This window comes from Haloferax litoreum (assembly GCF_009674605.1).
Lineage (GTDB): Archaea > Halobacteriota > Halobacteria > Halobacteriales > Haloferacaceae > Haloferax > Haloferax litoreum.
Genome location: NZ_WKJO01000001.1, coordinates 2,698,186 through 2,716,843, shown reverse-complemented (window position 1 = coordinate 2,716,843; position 18,658 = coordinate 2,698,186). Strand labels below are relative to the sequence as shown.

General features: G+C 63.0%; 26 protein-coding genes. 16 read left to right on the top strand and 10 right to left on the bottom strand.

The genetic code is table 11. The features are described from left to right. Window positions 1-560 precede the first annotated feature (560 nt). Both GJR96_RS14020 and GJR96_RS14015 read right to left on the bottom strand, forming a co-directional pair. The gene (locus GJR96_RS14020; protein WP_151163498.1) at window positions 561-863 is read right to left on the bottom strand and encodes a DUF7526 family protein; all 303 of its coding nucleotides are present in this window, start codon (window positions 861-863) and stop codon (window positions 561-563) included. Window positions 864-882: 19 nt separating this feature from the next. Beyond that, entirely contained in the window at window positions 883-1,698 is an 816-nt protein-coding gene (locus GJR96_RS14015; RefSeq protein WP_151163497.1) for a hypothetical protein, read from the bottom strand. Between the two features lie 287 nt (window positions 1,699-1,985). Here GJR96_RS14015 and GJR96_RS14010 point away from each other — a divergent pair, with 287 nt between their 5' ends. The 3 genes from GJR96_RS14010 to GJR96_RS14000 all read left to right on the top strand — a co-directional run bounded on the left by GJR96_RS14010 (window position 1,986) and on the right by GJR96_RS14000 (window position 3,600). Beyond that, the gene (locus GJR96_RS14010) at window positions 1,986-2,636 is read left to right on the top strand and encodes a helix-turn-helix domain-containing protein (protein ID WP_151163496.1); all 651 of its coding nucleotides are present in this window, start codon (window positions 1,986-1,988) and stop codon (window positions 2,634-2,636) included. A gap of 115 nt (window positions 2,637-2,751) precedes the next feature. Beyond that, window positions 2,752-3,009: a HalOD1 output domain-containing protein gene (locus tag GJR96_RS14005; protein WP_151163495.1), complete on the top strand. Its 258-nt coding sequence runs from the start codon at window positions 2,752-2,754 to the stop codon at window positions 3,007-3,009. A 105-nt stretch (window positions 3,010-3,114) separates the two neighbouring features. Continuing rightward, window positions 3,115-3,600: a dihydrofolate reductase gene (locus GJR96_RS14000; RefSeq protein WP_151163494.1), complete on the top strand. Its 486-nt coding sequence runs from the start codon at window positions 3,115-3,117 to the stop codon at window positions 3,598-3,600. Window positions 3,601-3,613: 13 nt separating this feature from the next. Here GJR96_RS14000 and GJR96_RS13995 read toward each other — a convergent pair whose 3' ends face one another. The 5 genes from GJR96_RS13995 to GJR96_RS13975 all read right to left on the bottom strand — a co-directional run bounded on the left by GJR96_RS13995 (window position 3,614) and on the right by GJR96_RS13975 (window position 7,196). After that, on the bottom strand, window positions 3,614-4,684 hold the full coding sequence (locus GJR96_RS13995) for a glycosyltransferase family 4 protein (RefSeq protein ID WP_151164053.1): 1,071 nt from the start codon (window positions 4,682-4,684) through the stop codon (window positions 3,614-3,616). Window position 4,685: 1 nt separating this feature from the next. Further along, window positions 4,686-5,063, bottom strand: coding sequence for a 6-pyruvoyl trahydropterin synthase family protein (locus GJR96_RS13990; RefSeq protein ID WP_151163493.1), 378 nt, complete (start codon window positions 5,061-5,063; stop codon window positions 4,686-4,688). Window positions 5,064-5,069: 6 nt separating this feature from the next. Further along, window positions 5,070-6,068 (bottom strand): zinc-binding dehydrogenase, encoded by a 999-nt coding sequence (locus tag GJR96_RS13985; protein WP_151163492.1) that lies wholly within the window; start codon window positions 6,066-6,068, stop codon window positions 5,070-5,072. Window positions 6,069-6,071: 3 nt separating this feature from the next. Further along, window positions 6,072-6,857 carry a GTP cyclohydrolase III gene (locus GJR96_RS13980; protein ID WP_151163491.1) on the bottom strand — a complete coding sequence of 262 codons (786 nt, stop codon included), beginning with the start codon at window positions 6,855-6,857 and terminating at the stop codon, window positions 6,072-6,074. An 84-nt stretch (window positions 6,858-6,941) separates the two neighbouring features. Beyond that, the gene (locus GJR96_RS13975) at window positions 6,942-7,196 is read right to left on the bottom strand and encodes a hypothetical protein (protein WP_151163490.1); all 255 of its coding nucleotides are present in this window, start codon (window positions 7,194-7,196) and stop codon (window positions 6,942-6,944) included. Between the two features lie 77 nt (window positions 7,197-7,273). Here GJR96_RS13975 and GJR96_RS13970 point away from each other — a divergent pair, with 77 nt between their 5' ends. The 3 genes from GJR96_RS13970 to GJR96_RS18420 all read left to right on the top strand — a co-directional run bounded on the left by GJR96_RS13970 (window position 7,274) and on the right by GJR96_RS18420 (window position 9,017). Continuing rightward, entirely contained in the window at window positions 7,274-8,056 is a 783-nt protein-coding gene (locus GJR96_RS13970) for an HAD-IIA family hydrolase (RefSeq protein ID WP_151163489.1), read from the top strand. 151 nt (window positions 8,057-8,207) lie between these two features. Further along, on the top strand, window positions 8,208-8,804 hold the full coding sequence (locus tag GJR96_RS13965) for a DJ-1/PfpI family protein (protein ID WP_151163488.1): 597 nt from the start codon (window positions 8,208-8,210) through the stop codon (window positions 8,802-8,804). 78 nt (window positions 8,805-8,882) lie between these two features. Further along, a complete protein-coding gene (locus GJR96_RS18420) occupies window positions 8,883-9,017 on the top strand; it encodes a hypothetical protein (protein WP_255471312.1) in 135 nt (44 codons plus the stop codon). Between the two features lie 77 nt (window positions 9,018-9,094). Here GJR96_RS18420 and GJR96_RS13960 read toward each other — a convergent pair whose 3' ends face one another. Both GJR96_RS13960 and GJR96_RS13955 read right to left on the bottom strand, forming a co-directional pair. Continuing rightward, complete coding sequence (locus GJR96_RS13960; protein WP_151163487.1) at window positions 9,095-9,493, bottom strand: OsmC family protein; 399 nt, start codon at window positions 9,491-9,493, stop codon at window positions 9,095-9,097. A gap of 99 nt (window positions 9,494-9,592) precedes the next feature. Next, window positions 9,593-10,309, bottom strand: a complete 717-nt coding sequence (locus GJR96_RS13955) for a metal-dependent hydrolase (protein WP_151163486.1) — start codon at window positions 10,307-10,309, stop codon at window positions 9,593-9,595. 126 nt (window positions 10,310-10,435) lie between these two features. On the opposite strand from GJR96_RS13955, the gene GJR96_RS13950 reads away from it, so the two are divergent. Both GJR96_RS13950 and GJR96_RS13945 read left to right on the top strand, forming a co-directional pair. Next, complete coding sequence (locus GJR96_RS13950; RefSeq protein WP_151163485.1) at window positions 10,436-11,089, top strand: hypothetical protein; 654 nt, start codon at window positions 10,436-10,438, stop codon at window positions 11,087-11,089. Window positions 11,090-11,197: 108 nt separating this feature from the next. After that, window positions 11,198-11,383: a DUF1059 domain-containing protein gene (locus GJR96_RS13945; protein WP_151163484.1), complete on the top strand. Its 186-nt coding sequence runs from the start codon at window positions 11,198-11,200 to the stop codon at window positions 11,381-11,383. 102 nt (window positions 11,384-11,485) lie between these two features. Here the strand turns inward: GJR96_RS13945 and GJR96_RS13940 are convergent, their stop codons facing one another. Further along, the gene (locus GJR96_RS13940) at window positions 11,486-11,653 is read right to left on the bottom strand and encodes a hypothetical protein (RefSeq protein WP_154326236.1); all 168 of its coding nucleotides are present in this window, start codon (window positions 11,651-11,653) and stop codon (window positions 11,486-11,488) included. A gap of 191 nt (window positions 11,654-11,844) precedes the next feature. On the opposite strand from GJR96_RS13940, the gene GJR96_RS13935 reads away from it, so the two are divergent. The 8 genes from GJR96_RS13935 to GJR96_RS13900 all read left to right on the top strand — a co-directional run bounded on the left by GJR96_RS13935 (window position 11,845) and on the right by GJR96_RS13900 (window position 18,606). Further along, complete coding sequence (locus tag GJR96_RS13935; protein WP_151163483.1) at window positions 11,845-12,576, top strand: fumarylacetoacetate hydrolase family protein; 732 nt, start codon at window positions 11,845-11,847, stop codon at window positions 12,574-12,576. 78 nt (window positions 12,577-12,654) lie between these two features. Next, complete coding sequence (locus tag GJR96_RS13930; protein ID WP_151163482.1) at window positions 12,655-13,242, top strand: gluconate 2-dehydrogenase subunit 3 family protein; 588 nt, start codon at window positions 12,655-12,657, stop codon at window positions 13,240-13,242. After that, window positions 13,235-14,833: a GMC family oxidoreductase gene (locus GJR96_RS13925; RefSeq protein WP_151163481.1), complete on the top strand. Its 1,599-nt coding sequence runs from the start codon at window positions 13,235-13,237 to the stop codon at window positions 14,831-14,833. Before GJR96_RS13930 ends, GJR96_RS13925 begins: the two co-directional genes overlap by 8 nt. Before the next feature lie 72 nt (window positions 14,834-14,905). Then, window positions 14,906-15,850, top strand: a complete 945-nt coding sequence (locus tag GJR96_RS13920; RefSeq protein WP_151163480.1) for a substrate-binding domain-containing protein — start codon at window positions 14,906-14,908, stop codon at window positions 15,848-15,850. A gap of 92 nt (window positions 15,851-15,942) precedes the next feature. Next, entirely contained in the window at window positions 15,943-17,028 is a 1,086-nt protein-coding gene (gene hisC, locus GJR96_RS13915; RefSeq protein ID WP_151163479.1) for a histidinol-phosphate transaminase, read from the top strand. Beyond that, the gene (locus tag GJR96_RS13910) at window positions 17,025-17,534 is read left to right on the top strand and encodes an adenylate kinase family protein (protein WP_151163478.1); all 510 of its coding nucleotides are present in this window, start codon (window positions 17,025-17,027) and stop codon (window positions 17,532-17,534) included. Before hisC ends, GJR96_RS13910 begins: the two co-directional genes overlap by 4 nt. Further along, window positions 17,531-18,133, top strand: coding sequence for a CDP-alcohol phosphatidyltransferase family protein (locus tag GJR96_RS13905; RefSeq protein ID WP_151163477.1), 603 nt, complete (start codon window positions 17,531-17,533; stop codon window positions 18,131-18,133). The genes GJR96_RS13910 and GJR96_RS13905 overlap by 4 nt, the downstream gene beginning before the upstream one ends. A 35-nt stretch (window positions 18,134-18,168) precedes the next feature. Further along, a complete protein-coding gene (locus GJR96_RS13900; protein WP_151163476.1) occupies window positions 18,169-18,606 on the top strand; it encodes a hypothetical protein in 438 nt (145 codons plus the stop codon). Window positions 18,607-18,658: the final 52 nt, after the last annotated feature.

Here is an 18,658-nt window from a genome sequence, read left to right as displayed (position 1 = left end):
GTCCGAGGTGGCCGGCAATGCACTCGATGGATTCGGGGGTTGCGTGGAGTGAGAGTTTGAAGAACTGTGAACCGCTGGTGAGAGTCATGGAGACGAGCGGGTCGGTGAGTATGCGGTCGTCGAGGCCGTCGCGGCCCGTGAAGGCGAGAGTAGCGAGGACCTCCAGTATTCGCTTTTCCAGGCGGTCCCCCAGACGCCCTCAACACACTGTTTCGAAACACTATCGGAACGCTGACCTTCGAGTTTCACGGGTATGTCGTGATGGTTGGCCAGAATTGTCTCCCCCCAACTGCTGCATACACCCTCTGTCTGTGTCGCGCGGTTCGTGCCACATTCTGAGGTATTCGCCATCGGTCTCTCACAAAACGTCTGTGCTGTCGGTGGTGCTGATAAGAAATGGTATCCTGAGCACTGAGCGTACCGGAGAAACCACAACGCCAGCAAAATCACCGATTTTGCCACCCATCCACTCCCTGCACGGGGTAGGGTGGTGGGTGCTCACACACCGTCCTGCGAACTAACCACCAACGAGACGGCAGGATGCCGCCCAATCAACGAGACTAGTCCACATCCCGTCCAACGGACGCTGTGACGTAGACGCCGGCCATATCCGTCTCCTCGACAGTGAGTGTCAGTTCGTCGTCCTCGTGGACACGCTGGTCTGTCACGACGGTCACCGCCTCGATTGGGTCGCGACGGATGAACGCCCAGATGAGGTCGAGTAACGAGGGGTGTCCTCCGCGTCGGAGTACGACCACGTATCGCGACTCGGCTAACTCGTGGAGACCGGGCGCCAGGTCTTGGTCGTCCAGTTCGTCCGGCGGGACGACGTGCAAGACTGTGCCCTGAATCGTTTCGGTCATAGTGTCGACGTGGTCCTACTCACAAAATAATCTCGCACTCTGGCAACAACGTTTGCTCCGTCCGCTCTGCTTCGCGCCCCGCGTCGACCAACACTGGCTCCGAAACTGGTTCGTCGAACCGTTCCGGGTCCGGTTCGACAGACGTGAGCATCGAGGAGAAAGCCGACTCTCGCCGGCCACCCGCGGAGACGATGCCACCGTACTTTCGGTCCTCGAACGGAGTCTCGTCGGGGTCGGGAAACTCCTCGCGGATGAGTTGTGCAGTCTCGCGGACGTACGCTGCGGCCTCTCGTTGCGAATACTGACTCTCGTTGTAGTACGTCTCGGCGTGCTCGTCGTCCAGTTCTTCCGAGGAGTGTTCGGGAGATTCGTAGATGACCGACTCGGTGGTCTTGTATCCGCTGGCGAACCGGACGTTCACGGTGAAGCTATCGGGGTACCGGAGGATGAGCGGGAAGAACAGCATATCGGTGATGGTCGTGCGCTCTTGAATCCGCCAGAGGCCCTCCATGTAGTACGCGGTGAGTCTCCCGATTCTATCGTCTCGTTCGCCCCGGTGGTAGGCCATCGCAACCTCTGCGTACTCCTCGCCGGCGATACGGCGGAGTCGGCGTTTGAAACTCGCCGCGACACGGTCGAGTTCCGCCTCGTAGGCGGCCAGAAGTGGGACGTCGGGGTCTGCGAGCATCTCCGCCCGTTGCTCTCGTGCCTCGGCGATGTTCGTCATGTTCTCGTAGAACATCCGCTCGGCCTGCTTCGTCGAGAGTGGCGTTCGGACCGCAGTGTGATACAGGATACTTGCATCACCGGTAAATCGGTCCCGACGCTCGGTCATGCACAGTATCTCGGTGGGAGGGTATATATTACGATGGGTCACAGGAGTCGGCGAGTATCGAGACGATGTGGTGGCGTGCTATAGTGACTCAGAGAATACATAAGTTCTTCTGTGACGAATTTACGATTGCTGCTGTCAGAGGCACACCATTCGGTGGGGAGTCTCGTCCCACCTCGTCCTCTCCGACGCTTCTCACCTGAGACTCCCGTTGTCGTTCGATACCGTGACACTGGCAGAATGCGACTCGTTGGCACGGATACAAGCACTCTCGCGTCGAAACGCGAGGTATGGTAGTCTACGCCGAACTCACGATTCCTGCCGACGGGTTTCGAATCGGGAAGGCGTTCAGTACGCTCCCCGACGTTCGGGTCGAACTGGACCGGGTCGTTCCGACGATGGATGCCGTGGTTCCGTTCATCTGGGTTCGGGGCGCACCTCCGGCGGACGTCGTTCGCGCGACTCGTGAACAGGGTGCTGTCCAAGAGATTTCGGTACTCAGTACACACGACGAGCGAACGCTCTATCGCGTCGTGTGGAACCGCACGTTCAACGACACGATGGTCTCGATAAGCGACTCGGAACTCGCGTTATTATCTGGGAGCGGAACGGCAGAGCAGTGGCATTTCGAGTTCCGAGGCGGGAGCAAAGCACCGCTCTCTGCGTTCATCACAGAACTCAGAGAGGACGGCATCCCGATTCGGGTGGTTAGACTCGCAGAGGACAGGCCGAAGCGAGATGACCGCGAGAACCGACTCACTGGCCCACAGTACGAAGCAGTACAACTCGCGTACGAACGAGGCTACTTCGACGACCCACGAGGCAGTAGTCTCGACACGCTGGCCGACGAGGTAGGCGTCTCCCGGCAGGCGTTCAGTGGACGACTCCGACGAGCGTTCGCGACACTCACCGAAGATATCGTCGACGACTACGTTGAGTGACCACTCGCTGTTCCCTCGACGTTTCGACGGTTACACAGACCACTGCTCCCCCTGAAAAATCCTCTTACATAGGTAAGAGCAACGCTAACCCGGTCAGATACTGAACTAGCCGACGATGTCAGAATCAACGTCGCAACACAAGGTCCCCCCGCGACACGGCGTCTCCGCAGCAGTCGTCCGAGCAGTTGCCGACCGGGAAGGCGTCGACCCTACCGACTTGAACCCACAACTCTACGACGCAATCGACCCGGACGCACTCGAAACCCTCCTCTCTTCGACTTCGACCGACACTCGGTCGTCCGTGACAGTCGTGTTCGAATACGCCGGGTACGATATCGTCGTCGGGTCTGACGGGACGCTAGACGTGAATTGAACAGAGACACCGTCGCTCGCCCTCCAGTCGTCGGCCCACACGACCGGGTCGGACGAAACGACCAGTGGCGGAAGCATCATTGTCGAACGACTCGTCGGGTCGGTAATGGAACTCGTCTCCGTCGCTGCCCTCGCCGAGAACAACGTCATCGGTCGAGACGGTGAACTCCCGTGGCCCAGCATCCCCGAAGACAAGAGACAGTACCGGAGTCGAATCGCCGACGACCCGGTGATTCTCGGCCGAAAGACGTTCGAATCGATGCTGGACGACTTGCCGGGACGCGCCCAAATCGTCCTCAGCAGGAGTACGCGGGAGTTCGACGTGGAGACGGCCCACCACGCTCGGTCCGTCGACGACGCAATCGAGATAGCCGAGTCGCTCGACGCCGAGACGGCCTACGTCATCGGCGGCGAAGGAATCTACACCCTCTTTCAACCGTCCCTCGACCGGATGGTGTTGAGCAGAGTCCCGGGCGAGTACGAGGGAGACACGTTCTATCCCGAGTGGGACGACGACGAGTGGCGACTCGAATCGGAGACCCCCTACGACCGTTTCACGCTTCAAGAGTGGGTCAGAGCGACCACCGACTGAGTGTACTGACGCGTCACTCGACGTTTGCGACGAGGTCTGTCAGAAACGACCGGACGGTCTGCGCCGTCTCGTCCCACGTTTCGTGTTCGACGAACCGGTCACGGGCGGCGAGCGAGTGTGAGACGAGTCGAGAGCGGTTCCGGACCAACGGAGCAACCGCGTCGGTAATCTGCGAGGTGTCTGTCGGGTCGACGACGAACCCATCTTCGCGATGGGTGACGAGTTCACTCCCGCCGCCAGCAGCAGAGACGAGTGCCGGCAGTCCGAACCCCATCGCTTCGAGGGCGGCGATGCCGAACCCTTCGTAGTGCGAGGGGAGCGCAAAGAGGTGTGACTGCCGAAGTGTCGCGGCGAGGTCTGCGTCCGAGAGTCGGCCTGTGAACGTCACCCAGTCGGTGATTCCCAGTTCGTCGGCGAGGGCGTGAAGCGAGTGCTCGTACCTATCGTCGACTGCCGCACCCACGACGGTCAACCGCCACTGGCCGTTGGTTCGAGCGAGTGCGCGGAGCAACCCATCGACGTTCTTCCGTGGTTCGAGGTTCCCGACAGTGACGATTTGGAGTGGTCCGTCGGTAGCGCGCGCACGAATCTCGTCGTCGTCCAGCGGAACACCGTCGGAAGCGAATCGGTCGCCTGCGGGGTACGCGACGACGTTCGGGTCCGGGTCGGTCACGGCAGCGACAGTCTCCCGCGTCGTCTCGCTGTTGAAGACGAACGCATCGACAGACCGGAGATAACGCGACTCGATGGCCTGCTGAAGGTGCTGTCGCCACGGTGGGTGTGCCTCTCGTGAGTTGAGATGGTGGACGATGGAGACGACGGGCGTGTCGTCGAGGTGGGAATTCACCGCGGCGAGCGAGGGGTGGCACAGTTCGTCCTGAAGGAGGACGTCTACGTCGATGTCGCGAAGTCGCCTGAGCGCCGAGACGTTGTCTCGAAGGCGCTGACGGTACGACCGTTCGGGGAGCGAGACGACCGTCACCTCGTCGCCCGCGGCGCGGAGGCCACGAACGAGTTCGAGGTCGTAGCGGTACCCTCCGGAGCGGTCGTCGAGTGGACCGTAGACGACGAGTCCAACGTCCACGTCAGAGTGGCGTCTCGTACGTTGCACTCGCGACGTCGTCCTCCCAGATACGAACCGAGATGTGCGATGGGGTTTCGAGGGTGGCGGCCTCGACGAACTGCTCGCACACCTGGTGGGCGAACCGCTCGACACTCGGGTTCTGTCCGGCGAACTCCACGAGTTCGTTCATCGTCACGTCGCGGTATCGCGAGAGCGTCGCGTCGAGCGCGGCTTTCACGTCGTCGATGTCGACGAGGTACCCGTACTGGTTCAACTCCGGGCCGGAGAGTTCGACTTCGACGGTGAACGCGTGGGAGTGCAGTTCTCCTTCGGGTCCGGGGTTGGGGACCGTCAGGTAGTGCTGGGCGATTACGTCCCGACGGACCGAGACACGGTACATGACCTGTCAATCGTCCGTGTAGGTAAAGAGGATTTGGACGGCTTCGTCCGGGTCGTCTTCGAGAAGACGGTAGGCGCGGGGCGCGTTCTCGATGGCCACGTGATGGGTCACGAGCGAGTCGAGTGGGAGGTCACTCAGGTGTTCCCACGCGAGTGAGAACCGTCGGTCGGCGTCCCATCGGCCTCTGAGTTCGGGGGCTATCGTACTCACCTGACTACTCTCGACGCTGATTCGAGAGCGATGGAAGCGCCCGCCAAGGTCGAGTGTCACCGGTTTCGTCCCGTACCACGACCCGACCAGCACCCGCCCGGCGTATCGCGTCACTGCGAGGGCGTCGTCGAGCGCGTCCGGGTTTCCGGAGAGTTCGAACGTAAGGTCTGCACCGTCCGCTGGTGGGTCGAGTGATTCGGGGTGAACTGCCGCCGTCGCTCCGAGGTCGAGTGCTAGAGCACGCCGTTCCGGGACACAGTCGGCGACGGTGAGACTCGCGAGTGGGAACTGGCTGAGGAGCGCAGTCGTCACGAGGCCGACGACACCCTGTCCGAAGACGACGACGTGCTCACCGATGAGTGGGTTCCCATCCATCACGAAGTTGAGCGCCGTCTCCATCGTCGGCAACATCGCGGCTTGCGTGTCGCTCACGTCGTCTGGGACGAGATACAGTTCACCGGGGGTCGCGAGGAATCGTGTCTCGTGGGGGTTGAACGCGAAGACGCGACGACCGAGCCATTCGGAGCCAACGTCGTCACCGACCGCTTCGACTTCACCCACGGCCGCGTAGCCATATCTGAGTGGGAACGAAAGGTCGCCGTCGAGGGCGGCGATGGACTCGTCGGCCGGCACGTCTGTCGGGGCTTCACCGCGATAGACGAGTCGTTCGGTTCCAGAACTCACGGCCGAGGTCAGTGTCTGGACGCGAACTTCGCCGGGGCCGGGTTCGGGAACAGCGCGGTCACGGACTTCGACGCGTTCGGGACCGACGAAGTAGACCGCGCGCCCCATCATCGGTCAGTCGGTTGCAGGTTCGACTGAGGCGTCTGCGAACTCGACGGTCGTCCCGAGGTGCCGGCAATCTTCGAGGGCGTGTTTCGCGGCGAATCCTGCCTCGTGGGCGTTGCTCGCGGTTCCGACGCCGACTTTGAGTTCCACGTCTGCTTCCGCTTCGACGTGGTCGATGGCCGCCCGGTACTGGTCGGTGGTCAGGTCGGGCGTGACCGCGATGATGTTGTCGCCGCCGACGAAGAACGACAGCGCACCGTGTTCTTCTCGGAGGTAGCGCATGAGCGAGGCGTAGCCCTGCTCGATGTGGATGAACGTGTCGAACTCGTTGAGTCGGTCGGTGTACTTCCCCGTCGCGTCGTTCACGTCGAAGTGCGCAATCTGCACGTCGGAGGACGACCGGTCAGCCTCGGCGAGTGTGTCGCCAGAGAGGACTTCGCGGCGGTCACCGTCCTGTGCGCTTCCGGCGCGCTGGACGTGGTCGGTGGCGCGTTCGAGTGCGACAGCAGGGTTCCGGTCGGTGCCGATACCGAGACTGAGCGTCACGGGGTATCGGTTGGCGATGGATTCCTGCAGAAGTTGGTGGTCTTCACGGTCGAGACCGTTCGTGACGGCGACCATGTTGTCGAAGCGGGTGAAGAAGACATACCCGTCACGAGAGCCGACGAACTGGGCCAAGTCGGCGAAGAGCCGCGATTGGAGCGTCTGGAGGTCCATCTCCCGTCGCGGGTCAGGCGTGACCGTCCACGGCCCGTAGTTGTCGATCTGGACGAGTGTCAGCTGCGTATTCGTCACGGTAGAACGGTAGAGGTTCGCGCATATCGTTCTTTGGTTCTGGGACGAACCGGCCGGGTCTGGGGCGGAGACTTACGAGTCGTGTTACTGGGGCGGTTTGTGGACGAATTTACTGGCGAGTACGTCGAGAATCGCCCACGTCACGACCCAGACGATTATGGTCGTGAGGAGTATCGCCGTCGTCGACAGCAACGGCACGACGACCGATAGCGTCGCAATCATGGAGTAGGTCAAAAAGACCGCGACCATCGCTGTCACGAGCCCGTACACGCCCATGGCACTATTTCCAGTCGCCGGCCCGCGCAACCATCCGACCAGCCGCTTCGAAGAGACACCCATACACTGAGGTACGTCACCATTCCACATAATAGTTCTCCGGGCGAACGTTCAACAGCGGTGGGACCCTACCTCGGACGATGGAATACCGAGGTGTCGTCCTCGACGTGGATGGGACAGTCGTTCGCGGAGACGAAGCCATACCGGGCGCGCTCGACGGTCTCGCGGCCATCGAAGACGCTGGACTCGACCGCCTCTTCGTCTCGAACAATCCGACCAAAGCACCGCCTGCGTACGAGTCCCGACTTCGCGGCGCGGGCATCGAGGTATCCACCGACGAAATCGTCACGTCTGGGACGACGACCACTGTCTTCCTCGCCGACGAACATCCCGGTGCGCGCACGTTCTGTATCGGCGAGTCTGGACTCCACGACCAACTCCGTGAGGCGGGCCTCGAACTCGTCGGCCCCACCGACGACCCGGAGGTTGTCGTCGTCGCCATCGACCGAGACTTCCACTTCGACGACATGCGCGACGCCTACGTCGCCCTCCGAAACGGTGCACAGTTCTACGGGACCGACCCCGATATCGTCATCCCCACCGCAGACGGCGACATCCCCGGGTCTGGCGCTGTCATCCACGCCGTCGCCGGCGTCGCTGGCAGAGAGCCAGATGCGATTCTCGGGAAACCGTCGCCAGTCGCACAGGGAATCGTCCTCGACCGACTCGGACTCCCGCCAGAAGACGTTCTCATCGTCGGCGACAGACTCGACACCGACATCGCGTTCGGCCTCGACGCCGGGATGGGAACCGCAGTCGTCAGAACAGGCGTCACCGACGACGCGGCACTGGCGAACAGCGAGTACGAACCTGACCACGTACTCGACAGTCTGGGGGACATCGGCCAAGTGCTCTTCGCCTAATCGGTGCGGGGTCGCCTCGGACACACGGCCGAATTCGGCCGGTAGGCTATCGCTCCCCACGCTAACTCGGCCGACCACGCTCTCGCTCCCCCGCTGTCCCCTGCACAATCATTATCGTTCTGAGCCAACAAGTACGGCCTGGGTGAAGCCCATGCCCGGAAAGAAAATTCTGCTCCTCGCCGGCGACTTCGTCGAGGACTACGAGGTGATGGTACCGTTCCAAGCGCTCCAGATGGTGGGTCACGAGGTACACGCAGTGTGCCCCGAGAAATCGGATGGAGACACGTGTAAAACCGCCGTCCACGACTTCCGCGGCGACCAGACCTATCTGGAGACTCGCGGCCACGACTTCTCGCTGAACGCGACGTTCGCCGACGTCGACCCCGCGGACTACGACGCACTCGTCGTCCCCGGTGGACGCGCACCCGAATATCTCCGTGGCTACGACGAGGTACTCGATGCAGTCCGGCACTTCTTCGACGAGAACAAGCCCGTCGCCGCAATCTGTCACGGGCCGCAGATTCTCGCTGCCGCGGGCGTCCTCGACGGGTACGAGATGACCTCCTATCCGGCGGTCCAACCTGAAGTCGAACGCGCAGTCTGTTCGTGGGTGGACGAAGTGACCGTCGATGGCAATCTCGTCACCGGACAGGCGTGGCCGGACCACCCCGAGTGGTTGGCGGCGTTCCTCGACGTGCTCGGGACCGAAATCAGCCACGAACCCGCCGCAGCGGCCGCAGACGACTGAACGACACCTCACGCGAAGCAAAATCGCGCGTGAGAATGTCTGACAAAGATTTTTAACACCCGAAGCGTAGTGTCTGCCATGGAAGAACCGAACAGCCCATACTTTCCCGAGCAAGTCGACGACGTCGTCGAAGCAGACCCGCAAGATGGCGAGGTCATCATCGCGGAAGGAAAAGCAATGAGTCTTCGGACATACCGACAGCGTCAGGACTAATCAGTCGAGACGCACTGGGCTGTCGAACACCACACGCGCTCTTCTTCGGTCGCGAAAAGAAACCGGACAGTAGTTACTTAGAACGCGTCGCCGACGACGGTCACGTCCGCCCGGAGGTCGTCGCGGAGTGCCGTGTGGACGTGGCAGATGTCTTCGGCGAGGTCCGCAATCGCTGCGAACTCCTCGTCGGAGAGGTCAGCCTCGACGTACACGTCGAAGCGAATCTCGGTGAGGTCGTCGGACTCGTCGAGGTCGGCGTCCGCATCGATTTGAATCTTGCCGAGGTCGTCGAAGCCCGTCTTCTGACCACCGACACGGAAGGCGGGGAGGAAACAGGAGGCGTACGTCGCGACGAGCGTTGCGTTCGGGTTCGGCCCTTCTTCGTCGAGCGCGTCGATTTGGAGGTCGAAGCCGCCGACTTGGCTCGTAGTTGCGAACCCTTCGTCACTGACGGTCGAGGTTTGAATGTCGGACATCCATCGTGCCAGAAGGAATATTCGACCGTAAAAGTTGCTCACTCGGGCGCTCTCGTGCACAAACGACCGTGAAAGACCGTGAGAAATGGACGCGGCGTTCTAGTCGAGAGTGAACGACTCGTCCGCTTCGAGGACGTGTACGTCCGCGTCGCTCCCGACCGCTTTCACTTCGCGTTCGAAATCACGGATGTCGATTTCGATGGCGGGGAAGGTGTCGTAGTGCATCGGGAACACGTGGTCGACGTCGAGCCAATCGGTGGCAATGGCGGCCTGCCACGGCCCCATAGTGTAGTGGTCACCGACAGGGAGGGCAGCGGCGTCCGGTTCGAGGTACGGAGCGAATATCTCGCGCATGTCCGTCATCAGCCCCGTGTCGCCTGCGTGGTAGAATGTCGTCGAGTCGCTGTCGGACACCTGCGTCGGTTTCGTGTCGCTGACGACGTACCCGCCCGGGACGCCGGCGTCGTACTCGTAGCTGGTTCCGAGGCCGTTCGTGTGGTCCGCACGGACCATCGAGACGAACGCGTCGCCGAGTTCGACGGTCCCGCCGATGTTCATACCGAGCGTCTCGTCGACGCCCATCTCGGCTTCGACGTAGCCGACAACTTCGGGCGTCCCGACGACAGTCGCGCCGTCGAACTCGGCTGCGTCGGCGATGTGGTCGGCGTGACCGTGAGTGAGAAGGATGTAGTCCGGCGTCTCCACGTCGCTCGGGTCGAGAGCGGTGAAGGGGTTGTCGAAGAACGGGTCGATGAGGAGCGAAGTGTCTCCGACTGTGACGTACCACGTCGAGTGACCGTGCCAGGTGAGTTCCATAGCGTCTCGGAGTTACACACGAAATACACAAAAAGCTATTCGCGTGGGGTGGTCTGGCCGCGCTCCAGTGTCGCGGGTACCGAGACGGGGGACTACTTTTCATTCTACAGTCACATTGACTGTGTGATGGCTCCAAGTGACGAGGGATACCGTCAAAACGGGGGACAGACCGCCGCCCTCGACGACCGTCGCGGCAGCATCGACGCGTGGCTAGACGCCATCATCTACTACGGCCTCGGCCAACACCTGCTTCTCGCCCTCCCAATGCTCTGGATTACGTTCTCGGCCGTCGTCACACCCGTCGCGGTGACGACGAGCGCCATCATCTCGCTGGGCGTCGCGTCGATAACTATCGGTGCGTTCCGAATGGGTGCCCTCTCGGTTGGCCCGCCGTGGCACCGAATCGACGACAACGAACTGGGCCTCGGCCCCGACGCTGGCTACGGTTTTCTGGTCCGACGGGCGGCGTATCTAAACGCGACGTTAGGACTCGGAACGTTCGCCGGGGCCCTCGCCGACGCCGGTGGTGGTGGACTGGTCGGTGCGTTCCTCGTCGCTGGCGGGTTCGCGTTCGGTGCCATACTGGCGTTGCCGAGTATTCGGGTACTCCCTCGCACTCAGTCGGTCGTAATTCGGACGCTCTACTACGTCGTCAGTCTCGCTGTCGTCGCTGGGACGACGCGCGTCTTGGACCTCTCGATTGGGATGCCGAGCGCAGCACTCGCTTTCGGAGTCGTCTGCGCCTTCGCCATCTTCGATGTCGGGATGGACCTTCGGTGAGCGGAGCGGACTCTCTCGGTTCGGTAGCGGTGAGAGACGAGTTGCCCGCGGAAACGAACCTGCGTGTGTAGCAACATATATCCGCACAGAGTCCCTGAGACGATACCTATGCCCTTCAAATCGAGTTGTCTCTCTCACTGCGGTACGACGGTCGAAGGAACCTCTGCTCAGGAAGTCGGTGTGCGACTGAAAGAACACATGGAAGAGGCACACGACATCCCTGTGGACCCACTCGAAGTCAGTGAGTTCGCAATCGAGTGCGAGAGTGCCGAAGTCGCGATACAAGCCCGGTAGCCTGAGAGACGACGCGGGTGTAACTGTCCGTTCGTCGCTCCGTCACCAAGACCGGACAGACCGAGAAGCACGAACTGACGAGTCTGCTGTCTCGTCCGCCACTCACAGTGGCGACGAGTAGACTGTCATCCCCGACGAAACGTCGCGAATGGTCACGGAGTGCTGTTCACCACGCTCGTGTCTGTCGGCGGCCCACTGCGCGAACTCGTCGCCAATCGTTCGTTTCTCGAATTCACAGTCTCGACACTCGATGATGTACGACGAAGACATATTTCGTGCTAGTAGGATGTACCGGAGATAATATCAACATTCTCACACATCATCGGTGGTCAGACAGTCAGTGGGTACTGAATCTCCACACGGAGACTCGGTGTTCAGTACCTGTCTTCGGGAACTGAATCACCACCGAAGTGAGCGCTGGGATGTAAAGACCTATCACGCCCGAAACAGACTCGTCGCCCATGCACCACGTTCGATTCCGCGACCCGGCAGGCGCAGTCCGAACGGGCGAGTGGCACGGAGACACCGTCTCGTTCGGTGGCGAGAGGTACGACCTCGGCGAAGTCGATGTCCTTCCGCCGTGTGACCCGACCAAAATCGTCTGCATCGGTCGCAACTACGCCAAGCACGCCGAAGAACGCGACGAGGAAGTTCCAGACCGACCACTGCTCTTTCTCAAGCCGCCAAACGCCGTGGCGAGTCATCAAGACACCGTCACCCTCCCAGCAGGGAAGGAAAACGTCGAGCACGAGGCCGAACTGGCCGTCGTCATCGGCGAGCAGTGCCGGAACGTCGCTGTCGAAGACGCCGAGTCGGTCATCGCGGGGTATACCATCATGAACGACGTGTCGAACCGCGACGACCAGGACATCGAGTCGAATTGGGTCCGCGGCAAAGCCTTCGACGGTGCGGCACCCCTCGGCCCAGTCCTCGCCGACCCGGAACACCTCCCCGAGGACGCGAGCATCACCCTCTGGGTCGACGGTGAAACCCGACAAGACTCCAGTATCGAGCACCTCATCTTCTCCATCCCGGAACTCATCGCCGAGATTACGACGTACGTGACGCTCGAACCCGGCGACGTCATCTCGACTGGGACCCCCGAAGGCGTCGGCCCACTCGTCGACGGCGACCACGTCGAAGTCGAAATCGAAGGCGTCGGCGTCCTCGAACACGACGTGCGACAGGACTGAACGGGAATCACTGCGTTCCGACGCGGGACCACCGACAGAGGACAAGCCATAAGTTTAGGCTTGCCTAATCCCCGCCGAATGCGACTGACTCGACGGGACGCACTCACAGTTCTCGCTGGCATGGGTATCGTCGGCGGCGGAGCAGTCGCCGCCGACCGATTCACCCCGCCGACGGCGGACGACCAGTCCGCCGAGACGGGCGACGACGGTGGCCCGGCGACGGACGTGCTGCCGACGATGGTCGCCGTGGCAGAAGTCGTCTATCCGAGCGAGGCGACCGGCGTTCCCGAATTCGTCGAGACGTACGTCTTCGGACGGGTGCGAGACGACGAACGCGACTCGCAGATGCACGCGGCCGCCGCTGAACTCGACGGCGTGGCCCGCGATTGGTACGACGCGCCGTTTTTCGACCTGCCGACCGATGAACGAGATTCGCTGCTGCGTGAACTCGGCGTCGACACCGCAGACCCCGTCCCGGACGGCACCATCTCGGAGCGACTCCGCTTCCACGTCGTGAACGAACTCCTCTACGCGTTCTACGCCTCACCGACTGGCGGCCGCCTCGTCGGCATCGAGAACCCCATCGGACACCCCGGCGGGACGGAAAGTTACAGACGAGCGACGATGGAGACGCTTGCGGCCGAAGGAGAGCGAGACGATGAGTGACGCCGCCGAGACTGACCGAACACCCGTCGAGGATGCCGACCTCTGTATCGTCGGAGCGGGACCGGCGGGCGGCATCGTCGCCCACCGACTGGCAGAAGCAGGCGTGAGCGTCGTCGTCCTCGAAGCGGGACCCAGATTCGACGGTGACAGGCGGAACCAATTGGACCGACACCTCCGTCCCGGCCTCGGCAACCCGTGGGAGATGGGTGGCCCCCGTGACGAGTTCACGTCGTCGGGTGAGTCGTTCTATCCGCTGAACGACGCCCGCGTGAAGGGAGTCGGTGGGACCACGCTCCACTGGCAGGGGATGGTCATGCGGCTCCACGAACGTGACTTCGAACTCGCCTCGCGCCACGGTGTCGGCGTCGATTGGCCCATCTCGTACGACGACCTGAAACCGTACTACGCCGCCGCTGAGCGTGAACTTGGGGTCGCTGGTGCGGTCGATAATCCGTACGCGCCGCCGCGTGACGAACCGTATCCACTGCCCGCGTTTCCGCCGTCACACTCTGACTCCATCTTCGCCGAGGCGTGCGAGCGACTCGGCATCGACATGCACTCGGTTCCCAACGCGCGCAACTCGGAACCGTACGACGGGCGCTCGTCGTGTGTCGGATACGGGACCTGCAAACCGGTCTGTCCGTCGGGCGCGAAGTACACCGCCGAGTCGCACGTCGAGAAAGCCGAATCCGCTGGCGCGCGCGTCATCGACCACGCTCGCGTCCGACGCCTCGAACACGACGAGTCCGGCGAACGCGTCGTGGCCGCGAGGTACACCACACCCGACGGAGAGACTCACAGGCAGGAGGCAGACCAGTTCGTCCTCGCCTGCGGCGGCGTCGAGAACGTCCGATTGCTCCTGCTCTCGGCGTCTGCCGCGTATCCTGACGGCCTCGCCAACTCGTCGGGCGTAGTCGGACGCTACTTTATGGACCACCTCTTCGCCGGGATGGGTGGCCGCCTCGACAGGTCGACCAGACAGAACCACGTCGGCTTCAACACCAGCGAGACGCACCAGTTCTACGACGACACCGACCCCGTCAACGGTCTCAAACTGGAGTTTCTGAACTACGCCGGCCCCTCTCCGGTCGTCGATGCGCTCCACGCCGACACGTGGGGCGACGAGTTGCGGACGCAGTTGGCGGAGTCCTACGGGACACACATCGCGATGGGTGCGTTGGTCGAACAACTTCCACGCGAAGACAACTACGTCACGCTCGATTCGGAGACGACGGACGATTTGGGCGACCCGGTCCCGGAGGTCCACTGGTCGGTCGACGACGAGACGAAGGCGGCACTCGCTCGCGCGAACGAGATTCAGGCGTCGGTGCTGGACGAACTCGGTGTCGGTGTCGACTGGACTGTCGGCCCGGAGAACACCGGCCCGGCGTTTCACCACATGGGAACGACGAGGATGGGCGACGACCCGGAGACGAGCGTCGTCGACGCCGAGTGCCGGACGCACGACCTGCAAAACCTCTGGATTGCTGGGTCCAGTGTCTTCCCGACGGGGGGCGCGATGAACCCGACGCTCACCATCGCCGCGTTATCAGTCCGTCTCGCCGAATCGCTCCGGCGAGACGTCGAGTAACCAGCGGTAGTTTCCCAGTTGCTCGAACGATACCAGACTAATTTACCACCTCGCGGACGAACCCACGATGCAATGCTGCGGCGTCGGTACCTCCAGACAGTCGGGACGGTCGGTGTTGTCGCTACCGCAGGGTGTCTCGGTGGGGGCGGAGACGAGCGTACCGAGATGAAGGACACCGGCAGTCGCTCGACGGCAGACGCAACGACCGAAGCCGACGCCGGGACGGGTGACCTCGTTCTCGCGACGGCGACGACTGCCTACGACACTGGCTTGCTCGACGCGCTTCACGACGCATTTTCAGCCAGGTTCGGCGTGCGGGTCAAGACGCTGGTTCAGGGAACCGGCGCGGCCTTGCGAACCGCCGCCGACGGCGACGCAGACGTGGTCATCACACACGCCCGGAGCGCCGAAGACGCGTTCCTCCGCGCGGGCCACGGCGTCAATCGGCGCGACCTGATGCACAACGACTTCCTCGTCGTCGGCCCCAGCGACGACCCGGCCGGTATCGACTCGGTGGGAAACGACCCAATTGGTGCGTTTCGGGCAATTGCCGACTCTGAGGCGTTGTTTCTCTCCCGCGGCGACGACTCCGGAACGCACCGCAAAGAACAGGCGTTGTGGACCGAAGCCGGAATCACCCCGGCGGGTCGGTGGTATCAGGCCACCGGTGACGGGATGGGCGACACGCTCAGACAGGCGAGTCGGCGCGGTGCGTACACGCTCGTCGATAGAGGAACCTACAGCGTGGTGGCCGATTCGTCGTCGCTCGTCCCGTTCGTCGAAGGTCCACTCGGTGGCGGGCCCGAAATCCTTCGAAACGAGTACGCCGTCATCGCCACCAACCCCGCGAGACACGACGTGAACTACACGCTCGCCATGGCGTACATCGGGTTCCTCACCGGCCGGGAAGGACAAGGGATAATCCGCGACTTCGGTGACTCGACGCTGTTCGTCCCGGACGCACTGGACGAGAGTCCCCCGCCAGACCAGTATCGACCACTCTCCGGCGGCGATTGAGAGAAGAGACGAGAGTGGCAGCGACGCGGTGTGGCCGGCGGCATCGGCCCAGAGTACGCACCCTTAAGAACCGCGACCCGCATCCTTCGACCATGCAACCACGGGACCTCTCCGCGCACGCTCCCTACGTACCCGGCCGCGGGACAGAGGAGGTCGCCCGCGAACTCGGGTTGGACCCCGAGGAATTGACGAAACTCTCCTCGAACGAGAATCCACACGGCCCGAGTCCGAAGGCCGTCGCGGCCATCGAAGACGCCGCGCCGACGGTGAGCGTTTACCCGAAGACGGCGCACACCGACCTGACGGAGGCCCTCGCCGACAAGTGGGGTCTCGACCCCGAACAGGTGTGGGTCTCTCCCGGTGCCGACGGGTCTATCGACTATCTGACCCGCGCGATGCTCGAACCCGGTGACACCATCCTCGAACCGTCACCCGGGTTCTCGTACTACTCGATGAGCGCTCGCTACCACCACGGCGATGCCATCCAGTACGAGGTGTCGAAGGCCGACGACTTCGAGCAGACCGCAGACGCGGTGCTCGACGCCTACGACGGCGAGCGCATGGTCTACCTGACCACGCCGCACAACCCGAGTGGGTCTGTCCTCCCGCGAACGGAACTCGTCGAACTGGCCGAGTCAGTCGAAGACCACACGCTCCTCGTCGTGGACGAAGCGTACGGCGAGTTCTCCGAGGAACCGTCGGCAATCGACCTGCTCTCGGAGTACGACAACATCGCTGTCCTGCGCACCTTCTCGAAGGCCTACGGCCTCGCCGGCCTCAGGGTCGGTTACACGTGCGTCCCCGAAGAGTGGGCTGACGCCTACGCCCGGGTGAACACCCCCTTCGCCGCGAGCGAGGTTGCGTGCCGCGCCGCACTCGCCGCTCTCGACGACCCAGACCACGTCGAAAAGTCGGTCGAGTCCGCGACGTGGGCCCGCGAGTACCTCCGCGAAGAACTCGACGTGCCGACGTGGGAGAGCGCCGGTAACTTCGTCCTCGCCGAAGTCGGTGACGCCACTGCCGTCTCTGAGGCCGCACAGCGAGAGGGTGTCATCGTCCGCGACTGCGGGAGTTTCGGCCTCCCCGAGTGCATCCGCATCTCCTGCGGCACGGACGCACAGACGAAACGCGCCGTCGAAGTCCTCAACCGTGTCGTCTCGGAGGTGCCGACGGCGTGAGACTCGTCGTCACCGGGACTCCCGGAACCGGAAAGACGACGGCGACGGACCTCGTCGCCGACGCACTCGACCAGACCGTCGTCCACCTCAACCAACTCGTGAAGGACGACGGTCTCTGGACCGAACGCGACGAGGACCGCGACACACTCGTCGTGGACCTCGACGCAGTCCGCGACCACCTCGGCGACTGGGACGGTATCGTCGAGAGTCACCTCGCCCACCACCTCGACGCCGACCGCGTCGTCGTCCTCCGCTGCCGACCAGACGTACTCGAAGAACGACTCGTCGAACGAGGCGAGGCCGAGGCGAAAGCACGCGAGAACCGCGAGTCGGAAGCCCTCGACGTTATCCTCGGTGAAGCGGTCGAGTTCCACGGCGAGGACGCCGTCTACGAGATAGACACCACCGAGCGCGACCCGCAGGCAGTGGCCGACGAAATCGTGGCCGTCGCCGAAGGGAAGCGCGAACCGTCGGCAGGAACCGTCGACTTCATCGAATACCTATGACGCTGGACCAATATCGCGACACGGCAGACAAACTCCTCGCACCGTTCGTCTCGGCGGCCGATACCGCAGGACTCTCACCGAACGGCGTCAGCGTCATCGCGTTCGCCTTCGCCGTCGCGGCGGGCGTCGCGTTCGGTATCGCCGACCCGTTGTGGTACGGCCTCGGTGCCGTCTTCGTCTTCCTCAATGGCTGGTTGGACCTCGTCGACGGCGCTCTCGCCCGCGAGCAGGGCGTCTCGTCGAAGGCCGGCGACATGCTCGACCACGTGCTGGACCGCTACGCCGACATCGTCGTCCTCGTTGGTCTCGCCGCCGGTATCGACTCGTTCGCACTCGGCCTCGCCGCCGTCACGGGCGTCCTCATGACCTCGTACCTCGGGACGCAGATTCAGGCCGTCGGCCTCGGGCGCGCCTACGGCGGACTCGTCGGCCGGGCCGACCGACTCGCCCTCATCGGCATCACTGGTCTCGTCGCCGCCGTCTACACCGGGACTATCGCCGGGTTCACCGTCGTCGGATGGTTGCTCGTCGTCTTCGCCATCATCGGTCACTTCACCGCACTCCAGCGGTTCTGGGGCGCGTGGAGCGACCTGACGTAGAAACAACTATTTTCTGACAGCACAAGCGGAGTCGTGTGCCCTCTATCGTTCCGACGCCGTCCGAAGCGGCGTTCATGTTCGTCCCTCTCGTGGTTCTCGTCGCGACGTCGCTGTGGATTTCACAGAACGCCGCCGCTCGGGGACACCGCTTTCCGAACTTGCTCGGCGCGATTCTCGCGTTCGTCCCCGTCGGTGTGGTCGCCTATCTCCTCGTGTTCGTGCCCAACAATCCCCGACAGCGTCCACCGACTACGACCGAGCGATGGGCACTCACCGTCTTGCTGGCAGGCGCAGGGTCGTTCCTCGTCGGGTCCGTCGGCCTGCCACCCGACCCGTCGTCTCAGGGGTTCTGGTTCGTCGTCGCGTACGTCGGACTCCTGCCGCTTTCGCATCTCGTCGTCTACCGTCGGGGGTACCGACACGTGACGCGGCCAGTCGCCCGACGTGTGTCCGGCCTCCGTAGCCACGAGTGAACCGAACGACGACGCCGTGTTCGACCCGCTGACACCGGCCGGTGGCGTGCCT

What these genes read in the sequence shown, in the direction of transcription:
- GJR96_RS14020 (WP_151163498.1), bottom strand. Translation starts at nt 863, where the DNA reads ATGACCGAAACGATTCAGGGCACAGTCTTGCACGTCGTCCCGCCGGAC.
- GJR96_RS14015 (WP_151163497.1), bottom strand. Translation starts at nt 1,698, where the DNA reads ATGACCGAGCGTCGGGACCGATTTACCGGTGATGCAAGTATCCTGTAT.
- GJR96_RS14010 (WP_151163496.1), top strand. Translation starts at nt 1,986, where the DNA reads ATGGTAGTCTACGCCGAACTCACGATTCCTGCCGACGGGTTTCGAATC.
- GJR96_RS14005 (WP_151163495.1), top strand. Translation starts at nt 2,752, where the DNA reads ATGTCAGAATCAACGTCGCAACACAAGGTCCCCCCGCGACACGGCGTC.
- GJR96_RS14000 (WP_151163494.1), top strand. Translation starts at nt 3,115, where the DNA reads ATGGAACTCGTCTCCGTCGCTGCCCTCGCCGAGAACAACGTCATCGGT.
- GJR96_RS13990 (WP_151163493.1), bottom strand. Translation starts at nt 5,063, where the DNA reads ATGTACCGTGTCTCGGTCCGTCGGGACGTAATCGCCCAGCACTACCTG.
- GJR96_RS13985 (WP_151163492.1), bottom strand. Translation starts at nt 6,068, where the DNA reads ATGATGGGGCGCGCGGTCTACTTCGTCGGTCCCGAACGCGTCGAAGTC.
- GJR96_RS13975 (WP_151163490.1), bottom strand. Translation starts at nt 7,196, where the DNA reads ATGGGTGTCTCTTCGAAGCGGCTGGTCGGATGGTTGCGCGGGCCGGCG.
- GJR96_RS13970 (WP_151163489.1), top strand. Translation starts at nt 7,274, where the DNA reads ATGGAATACCGAGGTGTCGTCCTCGACGTGGATGGGACAGTCGTTCGC.
- GJR96_RS13965 (WP_151163488.1), top strand. Translation starts at nt 8,208, where the DNA reads ATGCCCGGAAAGAAAATTCTGCTCCTCGCCGGCGACTTCGTCGAGGAC.
- GJR96_RS18420 (WP_255471312.1), top strand. Translation starts at nt 8,883, where the DNA reads ATGGAAGAACCGAACAGCCCATACTTTCCCGAGCAAGTCGACGACGTC.
- GJR96_RS13960 (WP_151163487.1), bottom strand. Translation starts at nt 9,493, where the DNA reads ATGTCCGACATTCAAACCTCGACCGTCAGTGACGAAGGGTTCGCAACT.
- GJR96_RS13955 (WP_151163486.1), bottom strand. Translation starts at nt 10,309, where the DNA reads ATGGAACTCACCTGGCACGGTCACTCGACGTGGTACGTCACAGTCGGA.
- GJR96_RS13950 (WP_151163485.1), top strand. Translation starts at nt 10,436, where the DNA reads ATGGCTCCAAGTGACGAGGGATACCGTCAAAACGGGGGACAGACCGCC.
- GJR96_RS13945 (WP_151163484.1), top strand. Translation starts at nt 11,198, where the DNA reads ATGCCCTTCAAATCGAGTTGTCTCTCTCACTGCGGTACGACGGTCGAA.
- GJR96_RS13940 (WP_154326236.1), bottom strand. Translation starts at nt 11,653, where the DNA reads ATGTCTTCGTCGTACATCATCGAGTGTCGAGACTGTGAATTCGAGAAA.
- GJR96_RS13935 (WP_151163483.1), top strand. Translation starts at nt 11,845, where the DNA reads ATGCACCACGTTCGATTCCGCGACCCGGCAGGCGCAGTCCGAACGGGC.
- GJR96_RS13930 (WP_151163482.1), top strand. Translation starts at nt 12,655, where the DNA reads ATGCGACTGACTCGACGGGACGCACTCACAGTTCTCGCTGGCATGGGT.
- GJR96_RS13925 (WP_151163481.1), top strand. Translation starts at nt 13,235, where the DNA reads ATGAGTGACGCCGCCGAGACTGACCGAACACCCGTCGAGGATGCCGAC.
- GJR96_RS13920 (WP_151163480.1), top strand. Translation starts at nt 14,906, where the DNA reads ATGCTGCGGCGTCGGTACCTCCAGACAGTCGGGACGGTCGGTGTTGTC.
- hisC (WP_151163479.1), top strand. Translation starts at nt 15,943, where the DNA reads ATGCAACCACGGGACCTCTCCGCGCACGCTCCCTACGTACCCGGCCGC.
- GJR96_RS13905 (WP_151163477.1), top strand. Translation starts at nt 17,531, where the DNA reads ATGACGCTGGACCAATATCGCGACACGGCAGACAAACTCCTCGCACCG.